This window comes from Paraburkholderia sp. UCT31 (assembly GCF_014397655.1).
Classification (GTDB): domain Bacteria; phylum Pseudomonadota; class Gammaproteobacteria; order Burkholderiales; family Burkholderiaceae; genus Paraburkholderia; species Paraburkholderia tuberum.
This window is the reverse complement of sequence record NZ_VZQP01000026.1, coordinates 22427-44613: the sequence shown is the minus strand read 5'-3', so window position 1 is coordinate 44613 and position 22187 is coordinate 22427. Positions and strand designations below refer to the sequence as shown.

Here is a 22187-nt window from a genome sequence, read left to right as displayed (position 1 = left end):
TGCGCCTGTATCGGTCGTGGTGCAAATGTCGGCATTGGCCGACGGCGAGTCCATCGACGAAGGCGCGGTGTACCGTCCCACTATGATAGCTGCCGTCGGTTGGCCCACAACCTGAAACGGCGCGCGGTCGGCAAGCGCGCTTCTCCGCCGCACTTAGCGACCGATCAACGCCCCGCCTGCGTCGACTGCCGCAACTTCGCCACCTCCGCCGCACCGACCGCCGGCGCGCCGTTGTTCCAGCCAGCCCGCACGAAGCTCAGCACATCGGCGATCTGCTGATCGTCGAGCACCGCGGCGAAGCCGGGCATCGGAAACGGCGACGGCACGCCGTCGATCACGAGATCGCCGGTGCCGTTCAGCGTGACGTTGATCAGCGACGACGCGTCCTTCGCGAGCACGTTCGGATTGCCGGCGAGCGGCGCGAGCATCGGCGCGAAGCCGTGCCCGTCGACGCCGTGGCAATGCATGCAATACGCCGTATAGACGCGTGCGCCGGCATCGTTCGCGGGGCGATCGAGCGACACCTTCGTCGCCTGCGGATCGTACGTATAGGCGGCCGCGCCGGTGCCGCCGACCGGCGGCAGCGACTTCAGATACGTCGAGACTGCCGCGACGTCCTGATCGCTCATCGCTTGCGTGCTGTTGTTGATCACGCTCGTCATCGCGCCGAACGCCGATGCATGGCGATTCGCGCCGGTCTTCAGGAACGTGCGCAGATCCTCGTCGCTCCAGCGGCCGAGCCCGGCGTTGTGCTCGCCCGTGAGGTTCGACGCGAACCAGCCGTCGAGCAGCGCGCCGCTCAGGAATGCGCTGCCGCTTTCGTCGAGCGCACTTTCCTGGAACGCAACACCGCGCGGCGTGTGACACGACCCGCAATGTCCGAGCCCTTGCACCAGATACGCGCCGCGATTCCACGCGACGTCCTTGCCCGGCTTGTCGCGATACGCACCCTTCTCGAGAAACGCCATGTTCCAGAACATCAGCGGCCAGCGCATGTTCAACGGCCACTTGATGTCGGACTCGCGATTCGCCTGCTGCACCGGCGCGACGCCGTGCATGAAGAACGCGTACAGCGCCTTCACGTCGTCGTCGTCTACCTTCGCGTAGGACGGATACGGCATCGCCGGATACAGGTTGTGGCCGTCTTTCGCGACGCCCTCACGCAGCGCCCGCGCGAAATCGGCTTCGGTGTAGCCGCCGATGCCGGTCCGTGCGTCGGGCGTGATATTGGTCACGTAGATGCGGCCCATCGGCGTGTTCATCGGCAGGCCGCCGGCGAACGGCTTGCCTTTCGGCGCGGTGTGGCAGGCGGCGCAATCGCCGAGTTGAGCGAGGTAAGCGCCGCGTTGCACGAGCGTTTGATCGGCTGCGCCGGTGGCTGCCGGAGTTGCGGCATCAGCAGGTGCCTGGGCGATAAACGGCAATGCGACGCATAGCGCCGCGCGAAGACCCTTCAGCATTTTTTTCATGTCGGGCTCCTTTCGCGTCAGGCGCTGTGCAGTTGGCGGCCAACCGGCAATTGCCGCAGCCGCGTGCCGGTGGCCGCATAGATCGCGTTGGTCAGCGCGGGCGCGAGCGCCGCGGTGCCGGGTTCGCCGATGCCGCCGGGCGCCTCGCCGCTCTTCACGATATGCACGTCGATCGGCGGCGTCTGGTTGATGCGCAGCATCCGGTAGTCGGTGAAGTTGTTCTGCTCGACGCGACCGTCCTTGATCGTGATCTCGCTATAAAGCGCCGCCGTGATGCCGAAGATGATGCCGCCCTGCACCTGCGCTTCGATCGTGTTCGGGTTGACGAACATCCCGCAATCGACCGCGCAGTTGACGCGCTTGACCGTCACTTCGCCCTGCTCGAGCGCGACCTCGACGACGATCGCGAAGAAGCTGCCGAACGCGTGCATCACCGAGATGCCGCGCCCTTGCCCCTTGGGCAGCGCGCTGCCCCAGTCGCCCGCTTGCGCGGCCAGGTTGAGTACGTTCAACGCGCGCGGCGATTTGCCGAGCAGATCGCGCCGGTACTGCACCGGATCGATCTTCGCGTGCGCGGCGAGTTCGTCGATGAAACTCTCGACGACGAACGTGCCGCGCGTCGGCCCGACGCCGCGCCAGAACGCGGTGGGCACCGCGTGCGGTTCCACGCGCACGTAGTCGACCAGCTGGTTCGGCAGGTCGTACGGCAGATCGGCGGCGACCTCCACCGCATCGGGGTCGAGCCCGTTCTTGAACGCGGGCGGCGCGAAGCGCGCCATGATCGACGACCCGGCAATGCGATGCTGCCACGCGATCGGTTTGCCGTTCGCGTCGAGCCCGGCCGAGATCGTGTCGTAGTAGTACGGTCGGTACATGTCGTGCTGGATGTCCTCCTCGCGCGTCCACAGCACCTTGACCGGCGTCGACACCTGTTTGCCGACCTTCACGGCCTGCGTGACCATGTCGGTTTCGAGCCGCCGTCCGAAGCCGCCGCCGATCAGATGGTTGTGCACGATGATCTTGTCGGCGGGCAAGCCCGTGACCGCGACCGCCGCATCGACGACACGCGTCGGCACCTGCGAGCCGAGCCAGATTTCGCAGGCGTCGCCGCGCACGTGGACCGTGGCGTTGACCGGCTCCATCGTCGCGTGCGCGAGGAACGGCTGCTGGTAGACCGCGTCGACGCGCGACTTCGCATCGCCGAACGCGCGGCCGACGTCGCCGGCCTTGCGCGCCACCGCGCCGCCATGTTGCGAGGCCGCCGCGAGATCGTCGACGATGCGCTTCATCGATACCTGCGCGCCCGCGCCTTCGTTCCACTTGATCTCGAGCGCCTGCAGGCCGCGCTTCGCGGCCCACGTGTGAGCGCCGATCACCGCGACCGCGTTGTCGAGCTTGATGACCTCGCGCACGCCGGGGATCGTCTTCGCATGCGTATCGTCGACGCTCGCGAGCGTGCCGCCGAACACCGGACAGTTCGCGATCGCCGCGTAAACCATCTCGGGCAAGCGCACGTCGAGGCCGAACTGCGCGGTACCGTCGACTTTCTCCGGCGAATCGAGACGCTTCGCCGGCGTGCCGATCAGCTTGAAGTCCTTCGGGTCTTTCAACGCCACGTTCTGCGGCGCGGGCAGCGCGGAGGCGGCCTGCGCGAGCTGACCATAGCTCGCGCTGCGATTGCTGGCCGGGTGGATCACCTGAGCGGCCTGTGCATGACAACTCGCCGGATCGACCTGCCACTGCTGCGCGGCCGCGTTGATCAGCATCACGCGCGCAGTCGCGCCCGCGCGGCGCATCGGCTCCCACGCGAAGCGGATCGACGTCGATCCGCCGGTCAACTGGCCGCCGAGCAGCGGGTCCATGAAGAGCTTTTCGTTGGGCGGCGCGTGATCGAGCGTGACCGTGTCGAGCGGCACTTCGAGTTCCTCGGCGATCAGCATCGGAATCGACGTATAGACGCCCTGACCCATCTCGACCTTCGGTATCACGAGCGTGACCTTGCCGGCGTTGTCGATCTGGATGAACGCGTTCGGCGCGAACACGCCGCTTTGCGGCGCCTCGTTCGCGTCGCCGCCGATCACGCTCTTGCCCGCCTTCTGATCCTGGCTCGCGGCCGGCATGCTGAAGCCGAGCAGCAGACCGCCGCCGGCCGCGGCGCCGACCGTCACGCCGAATTTGAGGAAGCCGCGCCGCGAGATGCCGCGCGCGTGCCGCGTGTCGGTGTCAGCCGGCTGCGCGCCGTTCTGTGCATCGAGCAATCCCTGGGACATGTCAGGCCCCCTTCGCGGCGTGCTTGATCGCCGCGCGCACGCGGTGATAGGTTCCGCAGCGGCAGATGTTGCCCGCCATCGCGGCGTCGATGTCGGCGTCGCTCGGATTGGGATTGCGCGCGAGCAGCGACGCCGCCGACATCACCTGCCCCGACTGACAGTAGCCGCATTGCACGACGTCGAGCTCACGCCAGGCCTGCTGCACTTTCTGGCCCGTCGGCGTGGCGCCGAGCGCTTCGATCGTGACGATCTTGCGGTCGCCGACCGCCGCCGCGGGGAACACGCACGAGCGCACCGCGACGCCATCGAGATGCACGGTGCATGCGCCGCATTGCGCGATGCCGCAGCCGAACTTGGTGCCGGTCAGCCCGACGAGATCACGCAGCACCCACAGCAGGGGCATGTCGGGCGGGGCATCGACGGTATGGGTTTCGCCGTTGATATTGAGCGTTGTCATGAGCGGCTCCGGGTGGGGATGTTGTTGTGGTCACGCGGTTTAGATCGCGACACCGCACCAGACCGCCGACATGCACCGGTTTTGTTCGGCACGTCGCGCTAATAAGCCATGAAATGCGGCCTGTGAGCGAGCGGGTGTCGCAAGAAAACCGGCCGATTGTAGCGGTGTCGAAAGAAGTTCGCTTTGACGGTGCCAGGCGGCACATCGCATGCTGTGCGCGGTGGATCGCATGTGTCGGCTGGAGCGATGCGTTACCATCGACGGATCGATCCGTTAGCGTGATCGCGCGACCCGCTGCATCGCACTGCGTGGTGTTGCGACGCACGATTCCGTCGAATCACCTCAGCCGCTGGAGCCGCCGATGAACGACCCGCAATGCACTCAATTCCTCACGGACATTCGCCGACCATTGCTTGCGCTGCACAAGGCGATTCTCGATCACGAACGCGCCGCGTACGAAAAGGAGTTCGGCCCGGTAACGCCGGCGGCATTCCTGCAGGTGCTGATCAACGGCTCGGGGTTTCGTTGGCTGACGCCGCTGTCGACGGTGATCGCGAGCGTCGACGAAGTTCTCGACGACGCGGAAGCCGAGGCCGGCGACCGTCTCGCGACCGCCGAGGCCGTGGTCGGCCTGTTCTCGCCCGACCAACCGCACAATCACTTCCTGCCGCGTTATCTGCCGCTCTTGCAGGCCGATCCCGCGATCCTGCATTACCACGGTGAGGTATCGCGGCTGCTGCGCGGAGGGCAAACGACGTAACGGCGATTCGCACCAGGCACGGCGGCGGCGCGTGCGCTGCCTGCCGGCTCCTGCATTGCCTCACCGTTCATAAACGGCTGCGGGTCGAGGCCGCATGGTTGATCGTCGGTATTCTTGCGCAGATCGAGCGGAATGCTCTGACGTGAAGGTACTTTTGCAACGATTCGTCGACCGCCGGAATGCGCGGTCGATCAAATTACCTGGTTTAGCTGAATAAATTCAAGGTGAGCTTTTGCGGGAACGTGGAAGCTCAGCCGCGCCCCTGCGGCAGATATGACAGCGGATCGACCGGCTTGCCGTCGCGCCGCACTTCGAACCCCACCGACACACGCGAGTTGTTCTCGTCGCCCATCTCCGCGATCTGCTGTCCCTTGCGGACGATGTCGCCCATCTTGACCATCAGCTTGCGGTTGTGCGAATACGCGGTCAGAAAATCCTTGTTGTGCTGGACGATGATCAGACTGCCATAGCTGTTCAGTCCGGTGCCCGCGTACATCACCTTGCCGTCGGCGGCGGCTCGCACCGGATCGCCCGCGTTGCCGCCGATTTCGATGCCGCGTGTTTCGCCGGGCTGGAACGCTTCGACGACGCTGCCCGCGGCAGGCCACGCGAGCGTCACGCTGCTCGCGTGCCGGCGGGTTTCCTGCGTGACTTCGCGAACTGCGGTGGCATCCGGAGCCGGCGCGGCGGACTGTGCCGAAGCTTGCGCCGACGTTTGCGCTGTCGCTTGTGACGCACGCTGCGCCGCGGATTGCGCCGCCGCCTTCGCGGCGGCCGCCGCATTGGCCGCCTTCACCGCGCGCTCCGTTTCCGGCGACCCAACGTGCAGTACCTGCCCCGGCTTCAGCCGCGCCGACGCCTTCAATCCGTTCCATGCCTGCAACTGCTTGACGCTGATGTGATGATGCTGCGCAACCCGCGCGAGCGTGTCGCCGCGCCTGACCCGATACACGAGCGGCGGCGACTTTTTCAGCGGCGCGTTATCGCTGGCGTCGATCGACAGCGGCGCGGCTGCCGCCGGGTCGCCAGACGCCGCTCCCGTCGCATTCGCCGCCGGCACGCCGGACGCCGCGTTGGCGCTGGTTGCCGCACCGTTCTGCGCATTGGGCTGCCCGACGTTCGCACAACCGCTGACGGCCAGCGCGACCCACGCGCCAGCGAGACTGGCCAATAACGTTCTGTCGAAACGCTTTCTCATCCTGTTCGACTCCTGCTGTATGAATGCGCAAGCCGGATAGCCCGATGCCGCGGACGAGGTGCGCGATCTGCGGCCGCGCGGCCTTCCCGACGGCACGGCGAAGCCGCCTCCTATGGCGCTCATTTCCTGCCTGCCTGTCGATCAAATTTCTCGCGGAATTCTAAAGTGTCGTTTAATAAAAACGCCTGCCCCACACACTCTGATACATATATAACGGCAAGTAACCGATTTGCCTTTAGGTTCAGTCACTTGCAGGCGATTCCTCGACACGAAATCACGGTCAAAACGAGCGCTTCGCGGCCATATAAATCAAGGACTTACCCGGAGATTCCGCACAACCGATCGCCCTGTCGCGCGTGCGAGCATTGGGATGGCGATACTGCGAGCGGCGAACACGCGTTATGTGTGTACAGCGGCAGGCTGCAGGTTCAGTCGTTGCCTGAGCACGGGTGCGTGCACTGGACTAGGGCCATTGGCGCGGACGACGAACGTCTTTCGACACAAGGCATGCTCAGCTACTGAGCATAAGTCACGGAAAATAAACAAAGATTCTGCGAAATTTTCGGCAACGCCTATTGCAAAAACTATGGTTGTCCTTATACTTGCCTTACCGCCTCTCTACCTCCTACGTTAGGGGCGGCTACTTAGCAGGCCCTCATTCGTGAGGGCCTTTACTTTTTGGGGACAGAAAAAGAATGGATCGAGTCGCAGTCTTTGTTGATGCTGGGCATGTGTACGCCGGCGGCTCCGCTGCGCTTACTGGCGCAGCGAAGAAACGGACCGAAATGACTCTCTCTGCCCCCGTTTTGGCGACCCTGCTCGAAGAACGGGCGAAGTCGATCAGTGGACTCCCACTGCTTCGGATCTATTGGTACGACGGCCTAGTGAATGGCCGTCACTCGACGGACCAGCAGATTCTCGCTTCCACCGACAATATCAAGCTCCGTCTCGGCATCGTCAACTCCGTTGGCGAACAAAAAGGCGTTGACGCGCGTATCGTTACTGACCTCGCCGACTTGGCGCGCAATTGCGCGATCTGCGACGCGATCCTCATCGGCGGAGATGAGGATTTGAGAATCGGCGTAGAGCTCGCACAGGAACGCGGTGTACGTGTACACCTGTTGTCGATAGAGTCGACCAACGTTTCTCAAACGCTTCGCGAGGCCGCCGATACGACGTCACAGATCACGAAGGCGGAGGTCGGCCAGTTCCTGACGATCAACCTTGCGGCGCCAGTTCCGGCTCCCAAAGCCGTGACTGCAGCGGCCGTCCCAGCCAAAGCATCTGCGAAATATGATACGGCGCTCGCACACGCGTTCAAGGGCGTCAGCATTGAGACGAATGTTGCTGCAACGGTTGCAGCCTCGGTCGATTACTCGAAGGTCGTCGGCGAGTACCTTGGCACACTGTCCCCGGCGGAAGCCGGTGCACTGAAAACCGCAATGCAAGCGGTAGCCGGGAGCGTTCCGCGGGACCACGATGGCCGCCTCCTGGGCCGTGCGCGGGATACGGTTGGCCGGACGCTTGTCCGCGAGGAAATCAAGAAGCTTCGTCAGGAAGTACGGCTACAGGTTGAAGCGCAACCTACTGCCTGAAATGCGATATGGATTCAGCCCGCCGCATCGGCGGGCTTTTTTTTGGTGCGCCAGGCATGGCGCGTTGCGCGAAAGCGCAACTGGTTTTGGCTGTGGTGGCCAAGCTGGTGACTTGGAGGTGCAAGTCCTCTACACACCCGGCAAGGGGAAGTGCTAGCTGAAGGCAAGGGTGTCGCGGGCGACTGCGAATCTGAAGGAAGCCGAGAGCAAAATGCTGGCCTGACGAACAGGAAGCGGATTAGGCGGTGTAGCGGGGTAAGGCGGCCAAAATCGTCAAAAAGCCCAATACTTGCACGGAACGCTACGACGTAGATCCGACAGGCATAAGCAGGAAGGTCGCGCGTCTTACCTTGGGAGGCCTGTTGGTCTGCCTTGTGCTACTGCCGTCGAGAGGCGGCAGGATGGGCCCGCAGGAGTTAGCCGAAGCCGTAGTAGCTGCCGAGACCAGGGCAGTGAAGGGCCGAACCTGTCATGAGTGGATAGTCGCGCATGCTCTCTGAGCGGACAGGACAGATGCCCGAGGCAACTCGGGGCCTGCCACCAAAGGCTGGCGGAGCCGGAAGCTCCAAGAGCGGTGGCGGCGTCTATTGGACGACAGGCGACATGATGAACGAAACGAAGCTCGCTGGGGCGGTATGCCCAGTAGGCAGGAACCGCCGTATACGGAACCGTACGTAAGGTGTTGTGGGAGGACGGCGGGGGTGACCCCGCCTCCTACCCGATCGCTGAGCAAATTGCCCAAATTGTTATGCGCGGTTCATCGTCCCGGCTCCTATGCGAAAGCTCTAGCGGCCGCCCGCGCTTTGTCACCTAGACTGAAGGATGGATGCACTGCACCGGACTAATGCACGATGGGCAATCGGGAAGACGTCTCGCGAGGTACGTCGAGTCTCGCTCGTGGCCTAAAGGTCGTCGCCTACATTGGCGCGTTTGTCGCGCTCATTGCCTTCGTGCTGACGGTGCTTGTTACGGAAGCCGTCGTTTTTTGTCTCAGGTGACGGCTGCGAAAGGTGGGCCTCAGCGGGCCGGTGAGATGCGCTCGGACTTGGGTGGCTGGAGAGAAGGCAGCGCGAGCGCAGCCTCAGTCCTTGCGCCGATGGGCGCGGGAGCGCAAGTGCTCAACGCATAAGGTATGCAGGATTCGCGTCGACGAATTCCGGTAATCGAGTCGCCCTCCGTCGGTGAAGAGTCTCGCCAAATCAATCTGAGTAGGCATCACGCGCTCGCTGTGAAACATCGAGGCGAGCGTGAGGGACGCCTCACCCAACTCGGCCCGCTCTAACCAGTCACATGCGCCACCGTTCGCGTCAAGCCAGATTCGTGCACTATCAATCAGGTGATCGCTCGGCATCCATTTGTCGGTGTACCGTCGCCAGATAATCTGCGATGCAACGAGATAGCACAGCAGCTCGGCACGCGCCACTTCGTCGAGATTGCCGGGTAGGGTCATTGCGCGCAGTCCAGATCGAACGGCGCGCGGTCGGCGGGCCGCCAGACGTAGTTGTCTATCATCACCTTGAACTCGGCCGCGTCGATCGCACCGATGTGCTTGTTCAGCAGGGTCACAATGTCCTCCGATTATCGACGTGCGATTCTGACGCCCGGTCTAAGAGCGCGACTCCAGGTATACCCGCAGGCAATTGTCATAGATTGTCATGCGCGGTTTCCCGCCCCTGTTCCGTGCTACGTATACCCGCCTCAGATCGAAGCGGAGGAGGCATGTCGTTTCCCGAATGGGGCAATTCGTACAACGCACTGCATGTGCCATTGACGAGCGACTGGCAATGCGCGCTCGTGCCGGCTCGCGACGTGCAGGATATTGATCGCGGCTGGAAGCTCTCCTATGAGGAGCGCCAGAAAGCGCGCAAGGAGCGCGAGGAACAGATCGAACAGGACCAGCGGGACTTTGACCGGTACTTCCGGGTGGGCACCAGCCGCCGTGCTGCGCGCGGCTGTAGTGACTTCAGGGCCTACGTCGCGTTTATCAGCGAGCACCTGCGCATCTCGGGATTGGGCGCGCCTGTCGACGGCGACGGCGTGGCGCGCATCCTTCGCGACGCGGTACGCGATGGCCGGCTCGTTCCGGCCATCAGCCGAGCCTGGCGGGGCAGTCGACGAGTTGCCCGGCCCTACGGGCCGCAAAGTTGGCCGAATCGGATGCCAGACCCAAAGCCGACTGTCTACGGGCTTCTCGACGGCCAGCTAGTACCGTTCGGTGCGGACGGACGTCTTATCGATCGCACGGCATACGTGCCGGCTGCCGCCAGTTCGAGCGGCGGAACTGACTGGCTTGGCGTGGTCGAAAAAGCGGCGGGCGCGTTGCTGGGCGGTTCAGGATTGGATGCCGATAGCGGCGGCGCCCCAGACATGGCCGCGAGCTTGACGGAGGGCGGCGCGTCAACTGCGCTCGGCGATGCGCAGCCGTTCGACTATCAGCCTGATATGCCGGCGGACGGTTCCTTCGACATCGCCAAGACTCCAAACAAGGGTGAGCCGGGGACGTGGTACACGAATCCGGGTAGCGGACAGATGCGCTTGTATGGGGACGATGGCAAGGCGGTTGTCGATTTTGATTTTGACCACGACCACGGGCAGGGCATTCCTCACGCGCACAATTGGGATGGCGGAGTGCGCGGCGCTGGTCTGCCTTTTTCCCTGTTGCCGTGAGTTTTACTGGAGCTTGTATGGACGCGGGTAGATACACCGATATTCGAAACGTTGCGGGCTTTCCAAGCTTTCACGATGCGGAGCTAATTGGCATTGACCACGATCCCGAGGCGCGCACCTTGGAGCTTCGCTTTCGACGGGTGGGCGGTGAAGTCGAAGTGCTAAGGTTTTCCGGCGTGATTGGCCAACGCATGATTGATTTCGCTGGGCAGAATGTCGCGTCGAGGCTTTTGATCTCGCCGCGGTACGCGTTTTCGCTCGCGGAGGTTCGGACGTGGGTCCAATGGATCGATAGTCGCGATGACTCGAAGGGGGCCGAGATCAATGAGCAGAAGGGGAATGAGTACGTCCAGAAACTGAGGGCTGGAGATTGCTGGTTATTTGTTCTGGAGCCGTCGTGTGGTGCTGAAATGGCCGTGCTTTGCGAGTCGCTTTCGCTAAAGACGTGAATTTGACGTTGGACAGCGCTAAACGTCAAATATCGAAAACCGCACTCGTAAATGCGCTGGCCGTGCCATAGGATACATAAACGCGGCTGGCGTGCCGCCGGACTAGCACTCCGAAATACGCTGGGGTTACTGCGTGAGTGCCCGGTGCGCATGCCAAAAACCCGCAGAGCCAGCGGCTCCAACCTCAAGAGGGGGCGCGGTTGGCACTAACCCCGGCGCAACCCACCGGGGTTTTTCATTTCAAGCCGACACGAGCGAGTGATTGCCGCGCTGGCCGACGTAGAAGCGATGAATTCGCACGGAAACTCGGCGGAGCTGCGCTCCTATTACCGGCGATCGACCAGCCGGAGCTTAAGCAATACGTCACAGTAACGCAGCAGCCTGAGTCGCCACCAACCGAGTAACGCGCTGCCGCACGGACGAGTGGAAAAGCCGACCCTCGCGGGTCGGCTTCCCACATGTCCTCAGCGACGCTCGACTCTCGAAGTTCAAGGGCGTTGGGCGCGCTTGATAAATAAAAAGGCCTTGGACGCCGTCGCGGTCGGAGCCTTCTACTCAGTCACCCTCAGAGAGCAGTCCGTGCAGCAGTAGTGCACCAACGATTCCGTCAGCGTTTAGCAAGCGCCTGCCTGTTTCGCTCCGTAGGTTGCTTGGCTCACAGTGTATTGGTCTCCAGCGCTTGAAGACAGTTGCTGAATGAGGCCTTTGCACGAGAAGCCCTCCATATCGAGATATTGCTTCGCAGATTTCGCCGCCTCTTGGTTCCAATCGATGTTCAGGCTGTCCACTGCTACGGTAGCGTCGGCAATCATGTAACCATCGCCGGCGGCCGATGAGAGTTGGTGAATAAGTCCGTTCCTTGAGAAACCTTGAAAACTGAGATACTGCTTCGCTGATCTAACGGCATTATTCTGAGGCCCTGTCAGATCATTGAGGAGTGCGTCTTTTGTTTGAGCCTCCGGCGCTTGCGCTTTTGGATGTTCGCTCGCCGACGCTTCATCGGTTACGTGCCCTTGGGTTTTAGTTTCCGGCGCACTCGCACCAAGTGCAACGAGCATGACGCCGCACAGCGATCCATAGAGCATAATGACTTTTCGCCGCGTGCGGTCGTTTCCGTGTAAGACTTTGCGCGGCCAGATTAGACCGAATAAAAGCATCAAGAAGCATACGACGGCCAACAATGCAAATACTGTCGCCATGAACCACCTCCTTTCATTCGTTAAAGGAAGGCGAAGGGTGAACACTTCAAATCGCTACGTCAATAATCTTTAAATATTCTTTAATGAATTTTCGAGGCTCTGGGCACTAAAAAAACCCGAGCTCGTCGCGGTTGGGGTTCGTTGCTGCGTGATCGCGGCAGATCGCTAGGCCGGCGCTCGCCAGACCGTGGTAGTGCATCAGATGGCGATGCAGCGCCTCGCTGAAGCTGGCGACTTCCACGTCAAAATACTAAGCCGAAACAAAGTAACCGAACATGGGTCAAGCCGCGTAGCGGACTGACGGATGTTGAAACATGGATCGGACCAAGGCCGGAATCTTCTGCAGCGAGCGCAGAACCGCTCGAACACGCTGCTTGAGATGCCCCGGACCTTTGATGGCAAGCTTGCCGATCTTGTGATGTTTGAGATAACCCCATACCAACTCGTCCGGGTTCAGATCTGGCGAGTAAGCAGGAAGGAAGAACAGACAAAGGCGCCCATCTGATTCTGCGGCAAGCTGCCGGATCGCTTTGCAACGATGTACCGGATGACCATCGGCAATCAGGAAGACAGGCGCATTAGCGGTGAGCATCAGCCGTTTGACGAAGTCGACGTACACGGGGATCGTGAAGCTGCCTTCGAAACACATGAAACGAAGTTGACCACGCGGGCTGATCGCTGAGATCAGGTTCACCTTGAAGCGCGCGCCAGTGACTTCGACTACCGGTGTTTGACCGACCGGTGCCCAGGTCGTGCCGCTGTGATAGTCCGATCGCACCGTCGATTCGTCGACGAAGAATATCTGTGCCCCGCAGCGTTTGGCCTGCCCGACAATGGCCGGGTATTCGTTCCGCATCCATGACTCGACCAGTTCAGGGTCGCGTTGGTACGCACGCGCAAGCGGCCGCTGGGGTGAAAGCCCGAGCTTGCGCAGCAGTCGACCGACAGACACCTCGGAGAGCCTGACGTTGAAATGATCGCGAATCAACTCCCGCACCATGTCTCGCGTCCACAATGCAAACTCAAACTTCATCTGCATTGGGTTCTTCGTTGTGACCGTCTGATAGACGAAGCGGATAGCCTCGGACGGCAGCTTCATCGGTCGACCAGGGATTGCCTTGGCTCGTAACGCCTCGATGCCCCCTTCGCGCCAGGCCGCCAACCACTCGTAAATACGCGCTCTTGAGAATCCCAGCGTGCGGATCACGTCCTCCGGCGACTCGCCAGCTTCGACACGCTTGACCGCCCGAATGCGGATCTCTTCCAGCGTTGCATGTGAAAGCTGCCGGCCGTCGTCCTCTCGCATCTCGCCTCTCCCTAAACCCCTTAAAGCTTAGACCATGGCGTCGATTTATGTTCGCTTACTTACGCACTGGTTAGTAACTGCGTTGGTTCGGCTGCGCGATCCCAGCTATAGACGATCAACTCCCGGCGAGGCGCACCGCGATCCCCGCTGCCTACCTGATATTCGATTTCCAACTCCTCGAATTGGACCCGCGCGAAGATTTCTGGATCGTCGTGTGATCGTTGAGGCTCACGATCGCCTTCCCGCATCAGCTGCCGCGATAATTGTCGGCGCCCCCCACAGCAGGCGTCGCCGCGACATTCACCGTCGGCGCAGCGGGCGACACGTCCATATCGGATGTCACCGTTCCAGGCGAAACAGCAAAGCCGGTGATCGTGCGCATCTGGGCCGTAGCCTCACTCGTTGTCCCAAACCAGAAGGCCAGCGACTGCTTCAGTTCGCTGAACACGTAGCCGACGAACGTTCCCGCCGTCAGGCTTGACGTCGGGTCCTTCAGCAGGGTCATCGCCGAGCCGCCGAACACGGCATACCCGAGAGCCGCTGCTCCCGCGATAAGCGCAAACGTGATAGACAGTCGCACGAGGTCCTTGGGCTGCTTCGCGGCGAGTTGACGCGCGCTGTCGCGGTCGGTCGCTTCAGCCTGATACTGCGCCGTCAGTTGTGCATCGGCGGCCGTCTGCGCAGCGAGTTCGGCTTGCAGCTGTTGAAGGGCGTACGACGCGAGCAGAGCCTGATTGGCGAATTCCGCTTCGCGCAGCTTTTCGAGCAAGGCGGGTCCGCGGCGATCGCCGCCGCGGCAGCTTCCGGATCATCCTTCGGCGTGCCCGTCACCGACGAGATAATCGCGCCTACCGCGCCGCCGGCGATCGTGCCGAGCGGGCCGAGCGCCGAGCCGAGCAGCGGCGCTGCTTTTGCAATAGTGGGAGCGAGGTCACTCCAGTTCATGAATTCTCCGGGTTCTGTTGTGTCGACGTACGCCGATGTGAGGTCAGCGACAGGTCTCCGCGAACGATCCACACCTGCCACAGCACGATGAAGTTGCCCGCGAGTTCGGTTGGCTCGACTGGCGTGTTGTAGCTGCCCGTCCAGACCCGCAGCGCGACGAGCCCCCGTACACCATCGCGAGAACCGTTCGGACAAGATGCCGGCCGGCGGCGCTCCGATGACGATTCAGAACCGGAAGTATCTCGACGCGCACGTCCGGTCAGCAATCGGCGATGTCATCGCCGCCGAGCTCACAACGAAGCACGTCGCGGATATGCTCGAAGCGCTTATCGAGGACGACAAGCGGCCTACGGCCAAGGCACTACGAACGCGCATCATCCTCGGTCTGCCGACGCGGTATGTCGCTCGGTTGGATGACGGCAAACCCTGCGCTCAACACAGAGCCTGTCAAGACGAAGGTGAAGCGCCGCCGCCTCACGCTCGACGACTTCTGTGCGGTCCAGGCAAAGGCACCTGAAGTTGCTAACTGGCTGGAAAACGCGATGCTGCTCGCACTCGTCTCCGGGCAGGACCGCTCGACCTGCGCATCCTAGCAGCACGCGCCCGCGGTCGACGGGTGCGTGAAGGTGCTCCGGAGCAAGACGAAGGTATGGATCGAGATACCCGCCTCGCTCCGTCTTGAAGCCATTGGCAAGTCGCTCGGCGACCTGATTGCACGCTGCCGCAACACAGGCGTTGTCAGCAGGTACCTGATCCACCGTATCCGCAACGCTGGCACGGCAAAGCGCGGTCAACCTGTCAGCCCTCATCGGATCACTACCGCGTTTGCGGAAGCCCGCGACCTCCCTGGCATCAAGGGGGACGATGCGCCCAGCTTCCACGAGATCCGAAGTCTTGCGAAGCGGCTCTACGAGAAACAGGGCGGCGTCGATACAAAGGCACTGCTCGGTCACCTCACCAAGACGTCCGCCGACCTCTACGCCGACTCGCGCGGTGCAGAACCGATCCGCGTCAAAGTGGGCATGTAAGTGAAAATGCCAAGATCTAACAATCCATTATTTTCATAGATACATCTTTCATTTATTAAGTGTGATAGATAGAATGCGAACTACCGTACCTATTGGGGTTCGTCATGTCCGAAACAAAGGGAAAAGCAAAAGGCGGGAAGGCAGCGGCGGCAAAGATGAGTCCAGAAGAAAGGAGAGAAAGGGCAACGAAGGCAGTTCAGGCGCGTGAAGCGAAGAAGACGCTGCCGAGGGCAACCCATGGCTCCGTCGATCATCCCTTGCGGATCGGGGATGTCGAAATCCCCTGCTACGTTCTCGAAGACGGGACTCGGGTGCTCTCCCAACGTGGCCTGATTGCTGGCATTGGCATGTCCTCAGGTTCAACCAGATCCGGTGATGCGCGGCCGGTGGCTTTTTTTGAGTCAGAAGCATTAAAGCCTTTTTCGAACAATGACTTAACGCTGGCGCTCAGATCGCCAATTCAGTTCATACCGCCGCACGGCGGAAAACCCGCGCTCGGATATCCGGCAACAATCTTGGCGGACATATGTGAATGTGTGTTGGCGGCTCGCAAAGGGGGCGCCCTCCCGCCTCGTCAGGCGCAAATCGGCGACCAATGCGAGATCCTGGTTCGCGGATTTGCGCGGGTCGGCATCATCGCCCTTGTAGATGAAGCGACTGGATATCAAAAGGATCGCGCTCGTGACGCGTTGGCGAAAATTCTCGAGGCGTTTGTCGCCAAGGAACTTCAACCGTACGTGAAAAAATTTCCTGCGGAGTTTTATGAGGAGATGTTTCGCCTTCGTGGATTGCCCTTTGATCCCGATTCGGTCAAGCGCCCGCCATACTTCGGTCACCTGACAAACGATATTGTCTATCGACGGCTTGCTCCTGGCGTCTGGCAAGAACTGAAGGCAAAAGCGAAAAAGAATGCGGACGGACGGCCAAAACATCAACTCCACCGATTGCTTACTCCTGACGTGGGCGATCCTCGGCTTAGGGAATTGATCACCAAGGTGACGACCGTGATGCAACTCAGCAACAAATGGCCTGACTTTAAGCAAAAGCTCGATCGCGTCGCGCCGGCCTATGATGAAACCTTGCAGTTGCCGTTCGAATTGATGGGCGATGACGGTGAAGGATTGTGAACTAGGCGAATTGCGGAACGGAACGCCTGAAGACCTTTACGGCGACTTGCGAGGTACCGAGTCGCTCCTCGTGAAGTCGGCACTTTAGCGAAGGTGTTCCGAACGAATACGGTACAAATTCGGAACACCCCAAGCCCAGCAAGGGTTTTCGGCTAGTTCAAACACCCTGAACAGACGTTACGAGCCGTATTTCCGCGTTACGACGGCACATGTATTGGGACGCCAACGACGCATACATCACCGCTTCGCCGCGGCGCGTTCAGACTTGTCGACATTCGACTTATCGGCAGGCAGGAGGGGAACTTGAATAGCCATGCGTCGCGTCGGAGGGCGCAAAAAAGGCCGGCCTTCGAAATCCGAAGGCTGGCCGATCTGCGTTTGAAGGGCAGCGAACTAGAACTTATGCCGGATCGCCGCGCGTACGACGACCTGCTTCGACGTCGACGACGGCGATTGCGTGCCGGGGATGAATGCGAAATCGAGGATCGATAGCGTGGAATCGCCGGTGACCTGTTGATAGGCGCCCTGCAGATAGAGGTCGGTGCGCTTGGACAGGTTGTAGTCGGCCATCAGGCCGAACGTATGGATGCGCGGCTTCACGCCGCCGTTCGATGCGTCGTAGGTTTCCATCGTGTACACGTACTGCGCGCCGACGAACAGCACCGGCGAAATCTGATATTTGCCGTTGATCTCGAAGTTCTGATACTTGAGCGAATTCAGCAGCACGCCCGGCGGTGTGACGGGCACGAGCGGCACCAGCGGCTCGATGCCGAGATAGCCGTTTGCGGTCGGCTCCAGGTAGTTCGAATTGCTATAGACGAAGCCCGCCGTCGCCGGTCCGAACGTATAGGTGATGCCGCCGCCGAACACGCGCAGGCGCGTCGCAACGAAGCCGGCGTCGTTCGCGGTGATCGCCCCGTTCGAGCCGTTGCCCGGATTGTCGGCCTGCAGATAGGCGGCCGCGACCAGCAGCCCGCCGTACGTGTACTGGCCGCCGAAGCTGTAGGCGCGATTGTTGGCGAAGTTCGTGTCGTTGCTGAAGCTGTAGGTGCCGCCGAACTGGAAGCCCGAGATCGACGGGGTCGTGTACTTGACGGTGTTGTCGAGGCGGAACGTGTTGTCGGTGTTGTCGTTGTCGTACGGATGCGAGAACAGCTCGCCGCCCCAATTGCCGTTGGCCGTGGTCTGCGCGAGATAATCGACGACCGAGTCGTATTGCCGGCCGAACGTCAGCGTGCCGTACGCCTCTGAACTGAGTCCGACGAAAGCCTGCCGGCCGAACAGGCGGCCGCCCTGCCCGAGCCGCCCGGAATTCAGATCGAAACCATTCTCGAGCTGGAAGATCGCCTTCAGGCCGCCGCCGAGATCTTCGGAACCCTTCAGGCCCCAGCGGCTTCCCTGCGCAAGACCGCTGGCGAGTTCATAAACATGGCCGTGGCCGACATTGTTCGTGTAGTTGATGCCTTCGTCGATCACGCCGTACAGCGTGACGCTAGTTTGCGCGGCGGCAGGCGCGGCAAGAACGGCAGACGCAGCAATGGAGACAGCCAGCGCGAGCACTTGCTTGTTCATGATGATCTCCCTGCACCGCGAGTGATAGGACAACTCGATCCGGCCGCTTTGTTCTCTTTGCTCTTTGTTCTCGTCACTTTTCCAGCAGTTCTGAAGACTGCTCCAATAGCTGCGCTTTTCCGGAAATCCTCACACGACATAGTCTGGCCGTCCATGAGTGGATGCGCCAAGCATCGAGAATGTTGCTAATTCTCCACTGCGCGTTGCTGCCTCTTTTTTCGTAACGTCGCTTCAGGTAAACAGCAGCCGCTGCTGCGGTCTCGCTGCGTCATCGTCATGAAAAGAAATATAATCTGCGCCTTTGCTGCGATGCAACGGAACTCGGCGTCACCGCGAAGGTCAACTTCACAGCCCGCTGACACGGCCGCCGTGCGATACCGGTCGAGCGTGGCGAGATGGGCCACTGGCGACGCCAGCACGGATCACCTCACCGCCGCAGCACCCAATCCCATATTAAAAAGCCTCGTGAGACGCCCGCCGCGCTGGATCAGCGCGCCGTCGCACGGGGCTGCTTTTGACGCAAACAATGGCCAAGTCATCTTCCCGCCTGATCGAACTCGACTTTTTCCGCGGACTGGTTCTGCTGATCATCGTCGTCGATCACATCGGCGGCAGCATTCTGTCGCGCGTGACGCTGCATGCGTACGCGCTGTGCGATGCCGCCGAAGCATTCGTGTTCCTCGGCGGCTTCGCGACCGCCACCGCCTATGCGACGCTCGCCGAGCGGCGCAATGAGACGATCGCGCGCGGCCGCTTCCTGCGCCGCTCGTTCGAGATCTATCGCGCGTTTCTCGTCACCGCCGGGCTGATGCTGCTGGTGAGCGCGGTGCTGACCGCATTCAGCATCGACGGGCCGAATCTCGCCACGACCGATCTCGACGACCTGATCGACACGCCGCTTGCCGCGCTGCGCGACATCGTGCTGCTACGCCGCCAGCCGTACCTCGCGTCCGTGCTGCCGATGTACGCGTTCTTCGCGCTGCTGGTGCCCGCGATCCTGCCGCTCGCGCGCAGCAGGCCTTGGCTGCTGGTCGCCGGCAGCGTCGCGCTGTGGGCCGGCGCACCGGCGATCAGCCAGTACCTTCCCGCCGCGCCAGACATGCACTGGAACTTCAACCCGTTCGCGTGGCAACTGATGTTCGTGCTCGGCGTGCTCGCGCGCTGCCAGCCGGTGTATCAGCGCACCAGCGCGCATCGATCCGGATGGCTCGTCAGTGTGCTGGCGTTCGCGGTGGTCGTGGGCGCCGCGTACTACAAGCTCGTTCTGCTGGATGCGCCACTTGCCGGGAGCCTCAAGCAGAACCTGTCCTACCTGCGCGCTGGGAACTTCCTCGCGATCGCGTGGCTCGTAGCCAATCTGGTCGAGCTCGGCTGGGCGAAGAAGGTCGCGCGGCGGCTGCCGTGGGTCGGCGTGATCGGGCGCCAGGGTTTGCTGTGCTTCATTGCCGGCGCGGTGATTTCGCTGGTGATCGACTCGGTGCTCTACGCGGCGACCGATGGTTACCTGAACTATCCGCTCGGACTGCTCGCCGATGCGGCCGCGGTCGGCGCGCTGTTTGCCGTCGCGTTGGCCGTGGAACCACTGAAGCGGGTCGTCGGGCGGCTCGTGGACGGGCGGCTGCGGACGTCGGGCTGAAGAACTTTTCGGCTACGTTTCGAGCGCCCTTCGAGCGCGTCCCTGACGCGTCGCGATTTTCGGGGCACTTGAGGTACCCTTGGCGCCCGAAGAACTTTGCGCGCATAAAGCGCCGTCCTTCTCTGCGCCACTTTCCATCTCAAATCTGGCGCCAATGCTGATAGCATGACGGCCGCGCGCGAGTCCCGCGCCCGCCGTCCTTCCCTACTGACATGCGTCGATTCCTCAGTTTCGCCCTCGCACTGCTTGCCTGCGCCGTCGGCGCGCCCGCGTTCGCGAGCACGGTCGCGAGCCGCAGCTTCCATTCCGATACGCTCAGCCGCGACTGGAACTACACGATCTACCTGCCGGGCGGCTATCGCGCGGACGGTCCGCGCCTGCCGGTGCTCTACCTGCTGCACGGCAATAACGGCGACGCCAACGACTGGCTCACGCGAGGTCATTTGCAGAACGCCGCGGACACGCTGATCGAGCGCAAGGAGATTGCCCCGGTCGTCATCGTGATGCCGCAAGGCGGCACGGACTGGTACGTCGACCGCAAGGAAAAGATGGAGAGCGCGTTCTTCGACGATCTGCTGCCCGAGATCGAAACGCACTACGCGGTCGCGACGCAGCGCGGAGGCCGGATGATCGGCGGCGTGTCGATGGGCGGCTTCGGCGCGCTGCGCTACGCGCTGACGCGGCCCGAGATGTTTTGCGGCGCGCTGCTGCTCAGTCCGGCGATCTATACGAACGAGCCGCCGCGCGCGTCGGCGGCGCGGCGGGTCGGCGTGTTCGGCGAGCGCCAGTTCGATCCGCGCGTGTGGCACGAGCTCAACTATCCGGCGCAGTGGGACCGCTACATGAGCCAGGCGTATCGCCTGCCGATGTTCATCGCATCCGGCGACGACGACCTCGACATCCAGGCCGACGCGTCGCTGCTGTACACGCATCTGCGGCTCGCGGGCAATCCGGCGGCGCTGCGCATCATCGACGGCGGCCACACGTGGGACGTGTGGAGCGCGCTGTTGCCCGCCGCGCTCAAATACACGCTCGGCTGCGTGAAGCCGCCGGCGCAGGAGCATCCGTCGAATCAGCGCCCTTGAGCCGGCGCGGCACGCGAGGCGCACGGCCGCCCAGCCCCGCGTCCCTCGACGCCCGCGCTACTCCACGAGATCGGTCCACAGCACCATCAGCACCGTCATCAACGCTGGGCCGATGAAAATCCCCAGCAGCCCGAACGTCTCCGCGCCGCCGAGAATGCCGAACAGCACGAGCAGAAACGGCAGGCGCGTCGAGTTGCCGATCAGCACCGGCCGCACGAAGTGCTCGGCGACGAACACGACGACCGCGCCGAACACCAGCAGCCCGGCCGCCGCGACCATCGAGCCCTGCACGAGCAGCCACAGCGCCGCAAGACCGAACACGATCGGCGCGCAGAACGGCAGCATCGCGGCGATCGCCGTGACGAAGCCGAGCAGCGCCGCATGCGGCAGCCCGGTCACGAAGTAGGCGACGCCAAGCAACAGGCCTTCGCCGGCGCCGACCACGATCAAGCCCGACACGGTGCCGCGCACCGCGGTACCCATATGCGCGACGAGGTCCGCGCCGCTATCGCCGAAACCGCGTCGCGCGGCCTTCAGCAGCGAGCCGGACAGCCGCGGCCCCGCCTGAAAAATCACGAACAGCGTGACCAGCATGAACGCGAACACCATTGCCGCATGCGCGGCGCGCGCGCCGAAATGCCGGCCGAGCGTCATCACCGTATTGCTGTGCAAGCCTTTCATCGCGGCCGAGTCGCGCAGCGGCTGAGCAAGATTGGCCTGCCACCAGGAAGTGATCTGCTGCACGCCGAACGGCAGACGGTTGATGAAGTCCGGCAGCGCGATGCCGTTCTCCTGCACGCTGCGGAACCAGTCGTTCAGCTCGTGCGCCTCGCGCAGCGCCTGGGCGATGCCGAGCCCGACCGGCAGCAGCACGAGCACGGCGATCACCAGCGTGAAGACCGTCGCGAGCAAGGTCGCGCGCCCCTTGAACCAGTGGCTGCCTGCTACCTTGTGCAGCAGCGGCCACAGCGCGATCGCGACGACCCCGGCCCACGCCACCACTACGATGAAATCGCGCACCACCCACAATGCGAGCAGCGCGAGACCGATATAGAGCACGACCGATGCGGCCTTCTGCTTTTTCAGGCGCTCGGCGGCGACGGACGAAGCTTCGGGAGAGTTGGGGGGGACTGCGGGAGGGCGTGGAATCATGTGAACTCTTGTGTTTTTGAACGGTGTGCGCGCGAGCCGACCTGAAAAATTCAAACCCGCTACACTGACGGCTCAGTTCGCCGCCCGACATTCGACATCTTAAAGGAAGCGTTGCCGCCTCTTTCCCGGCCGCCCTCCTCGTCGCGCCACAGGCAACACAGCGTTGCAAAAATAGGCATTATTAAAAAATCACATAAAAAATGCTTGCAACGCCTGTCATTTCGGCGAATCGCTAATGTCAAGTCTGATTATTGCTAATTCCGGAACGGTGT

The 22187-nt window shown here is 62.2% G+C and carries 19 protein-coding genes; 9 read left to right on the top strand and 10 right to left on the bottom strand.

The genetic code is table 11. The annotated features are described in order from the left end of the window. Positions 1–164 precede the first annotated feature (164 nt). Genes F6X40_RS22045 through F6X40_RS22035 form a run of 3 tightly spaced genes read right to left on the bottom strand, consistent with a single transcriptional unit; the run spans position 165 to position 4196 of the window. Positions 165–1469: a c-type cytochrome gene (locus F6X40_RS22045; RefSeq protein WP_187629219.1), complete on the bottom strand. Its 1305-nt coding sequence runs from the start codon at positions 1467–1469 to the stop codon at positions 165–167. A gap of 17 nt (positions 1470–1486) precedes the next feature. Beyond that, positions 1487–3739: a xanthine dehydrogenase family protein molybdopterin-binding subunit gene (locus tag F6X40_RS22040; RefSeq protein ID WP_187629218.1), complete on the bottom strand. Its 2253-nt coding sequence runs from the start codon at positions 3737–3739 to the stop codon at positions 1487–1489. A 1-nt stretch (position 3740) separates the two neighbouring features. Continuing rightward, a complete protein-coding gene (locus tag F6X40_RS22035) occupies positions 3741–4196 on the bottom strand; it encodes a (2Fe-2S)-binding protein (RefSeq protein ID WP_018420878.1) in 456 nt (151 codons plus the stop codon). A gap of 361 nt (positions 4197–4557) precedes the next feature. Between F6X40_RS22035 and F6X40_RS22030 the strand changes: the two genes are divergently transcribed. Beyond that, on the top strand, positions 4558–4956 hold the full coding sequence (locus F6X40_RS22030) for a hypothetical protein (protein ID WP_184034018.1): 399 nt from the start codon (positions 4558–4560) through the stop codon (positions 4954–4956). A 250-nt stretch (positions 4957–5206) separates the two neighbouring features. Here F6X40_RS22030 and F6X40_RS22025 read toward each other — a convergent pair whose 3' ends face one another. Then, positions 5207–6154 (bottom strand): peptidoglycan DD-metalloendopeptidase family protein, encoded by a 948-nt coding sequence (locus tag F6X40_RS22025; RefSeq protein WP_187629217.1) that lies wholly within the window; start codon positions 6152–6154, stop codon positions 5207–5209. Between the two features lie 695 nt (positions 6155–6849). Between F6X40_RS22025 and F6X40_RS22020 the strand changes: the two genes are divergently transcribed. Next, positions 6850–7749 (top strand): NYN domain-containing protein, encoded by a 900-nt coding sequence (locus F6X40_RS22020; RefSeq protein WP_187629216.1) that lies wholly within the window; start codon positions 6850–6852, stop codon positions 7747–7749. A 1081-nt stretch (positions 7750–8830) separates the two neighbouring features. Here the strand turns inward: F6X40_RS22020 and F6X40_RS22015 are convergent. Further along, positions 8831–9199 carry a hypothetical protein gene (locus F6X40_RS22015; RefSeq protein WP_187629215.1) on the bottom strand — a complete coding sequence of 123 codons (369 nt, stop codon included), beginning with the start codon at positions 9197–9199 and terminating at the stop codon, positions 8831–8833. Between the two features lie 269 nt (positions 9200–9468). Between F6X40_RS22015 and F6X40_RS22010 the strand changes: the two genes are divergently transcribed. Next, entirely contained in the window at positions 9469–10416 is a 948-nt protein-coding gene (locus tag F6X40_RS22010) for a hypothetical protein (RefSeq protein WP_187629214.1), read from the top strand. A gap of 17 nt (positions 10417–10433) precedes the next feature. Next, entirely contained in the window at positions 10434–10865 is a 432-nt protein-coding gene (locus tag F6X40_RS22005; protein ID WP_187629213.1) for a hypothetical protein, read from the top strand. Between the two features lie 614 nt (positions 10866–11479). On the opposite strand, the gene F6X40_RS22000 is transcribed toward F6X40_RS22005, so the two are convergent. The 3 genes from F6X40_RS22000 to F6X40_RS21990 form a co-directional block, all read right to left on the bottom strand. Beyond that, positions 11480–12064, bottom strand: a complete 585-nt coding sequence (locus tag F6X40_RS22000; RefSeq protein ID WP_262421504.1) for an Ltp family lipoprotein — start codon at positions 12062–12064, stop codon at positions 11480–11482. Positions 12065–12344: 280 nt separating this feature from the next. Further along, positions 12345–13370 carry an IS630 family transposase gene (locus F6X40_RS21995; RefSeq protein ID WP_187629212.1) on the bottom strand — a complete coding sequence of 342 codons (1026 nt, stop codon included), beginning with the start codon at positions 13368–13370 and terminating at the stop codon, positions 12345–12347. A gap of 247 nt (positions 13371–13617) precedes the next feature. Next, positions 13618–14139 carry a hypothetical protein gene (locus F6X40_RS21990; RefSeq protein ID WP_187629211.1) on the bottom strand — a complete coding sequence of 174 codons (522 nt, stop codon included), beginning with the start codon at positions 14137–14139 and terminating at the stop codon, positions 13618–13620. 574 nt (positions 14140–14713) lie between these two features. Here F6X40_RS21990 and F6X40_RS21985 point away from each other — a divergent pair. From F6X40_RS21985 to F6X40_RS21975, 3 genes are all read left to right on the top strand, one after another. Then, entirely contained in the window at positions 14714–14908 is a 195-nt protein-coding gene (locus F6X40_RS21985) for a hypothetical protein (protein WP_187629210.1), read from the top strand. Between the two features lie 27 nt (positions 14909–14935). Beyond that, a complete protein-coding gene (locus tag F6X40_RS21980) occupies positions 14936–15343 on the top strand; it encodes an integrase (RefSeq protein ID WP_187629209.1) in 408 nt (135 codons plus the stop codon). Between the two features lie 104 nt (positions 15344–15447). Next, on the top strand, positions 15448–16470 hold the full coding sequence (locus tag F6X40_RS21975; protein ID WP_187629208.1) for a P63C domain-containing protein: 1023 nt from the start codon (positions 15448–15450) through the stop codon (positions 16468–16470). A gap of 393 nt (positions 16471–16863) precedes the next feature. Here F6X40_RS21975 and F6X40_RS21970 read toward each other — a convergent pair whose 3' ends face one another. Continuing rightward, the gene (locus F6X40_RS21970) at positions 16864–18042 is read right to left on the bottom strand and encodes a porin (protein WP_187629207.1); all 1179 of its coding nucleotides are present in this window, start codon (positions 18040–18042) and stop codon (positions 16864–16866) included. Positions 18043–18568: 526 nt separating this feature from the next. Between F6X40_RS21970 and F6X40_RS21965 the strand changes: the two genes are divergently transcribed. Further along, positions 18569–19678 (top strand): OpgC domain-containing protein, encoded by a 1110-nt coding sequence (locus F6X40_RS21965; protein WP_187629206.1) that lies wholly within the window; start codon positions 18569–18571, stop codon positions 19676–19678. 212 nt (positions 19679–19890) lie between these two features. After that, positions 19891–20763: an alpha/beta hydrolase gene (locus F6X40_RS21960; RefSeq protein WP_187629205.1), complete on the top strand. Its 873-nt coding sequence runs from the start codon at positions 19891–19893 to the stop codon at positions 20761–20763. Positions 20764–20820: 57 nt separating this feature from the next. Here F6X40_RS21960 and F6X40_RS21955 read toward each other — a convergent pair whose 3' ends face one another. After that, positions 20821–21915 carry an AI-2E family transporter gene (locus F6X40_RS21955; RefSeq protein ID WP_187629204.1) on the bottom strand — a complete coding sequence of 365 codons (1095 nt, stop codon included), beginning with the start codon at positions 21913–21915 and terminating at the stop codon, positions 20821–20823. Positions 21916–22187: the final 272 nt, after the last annotated feature.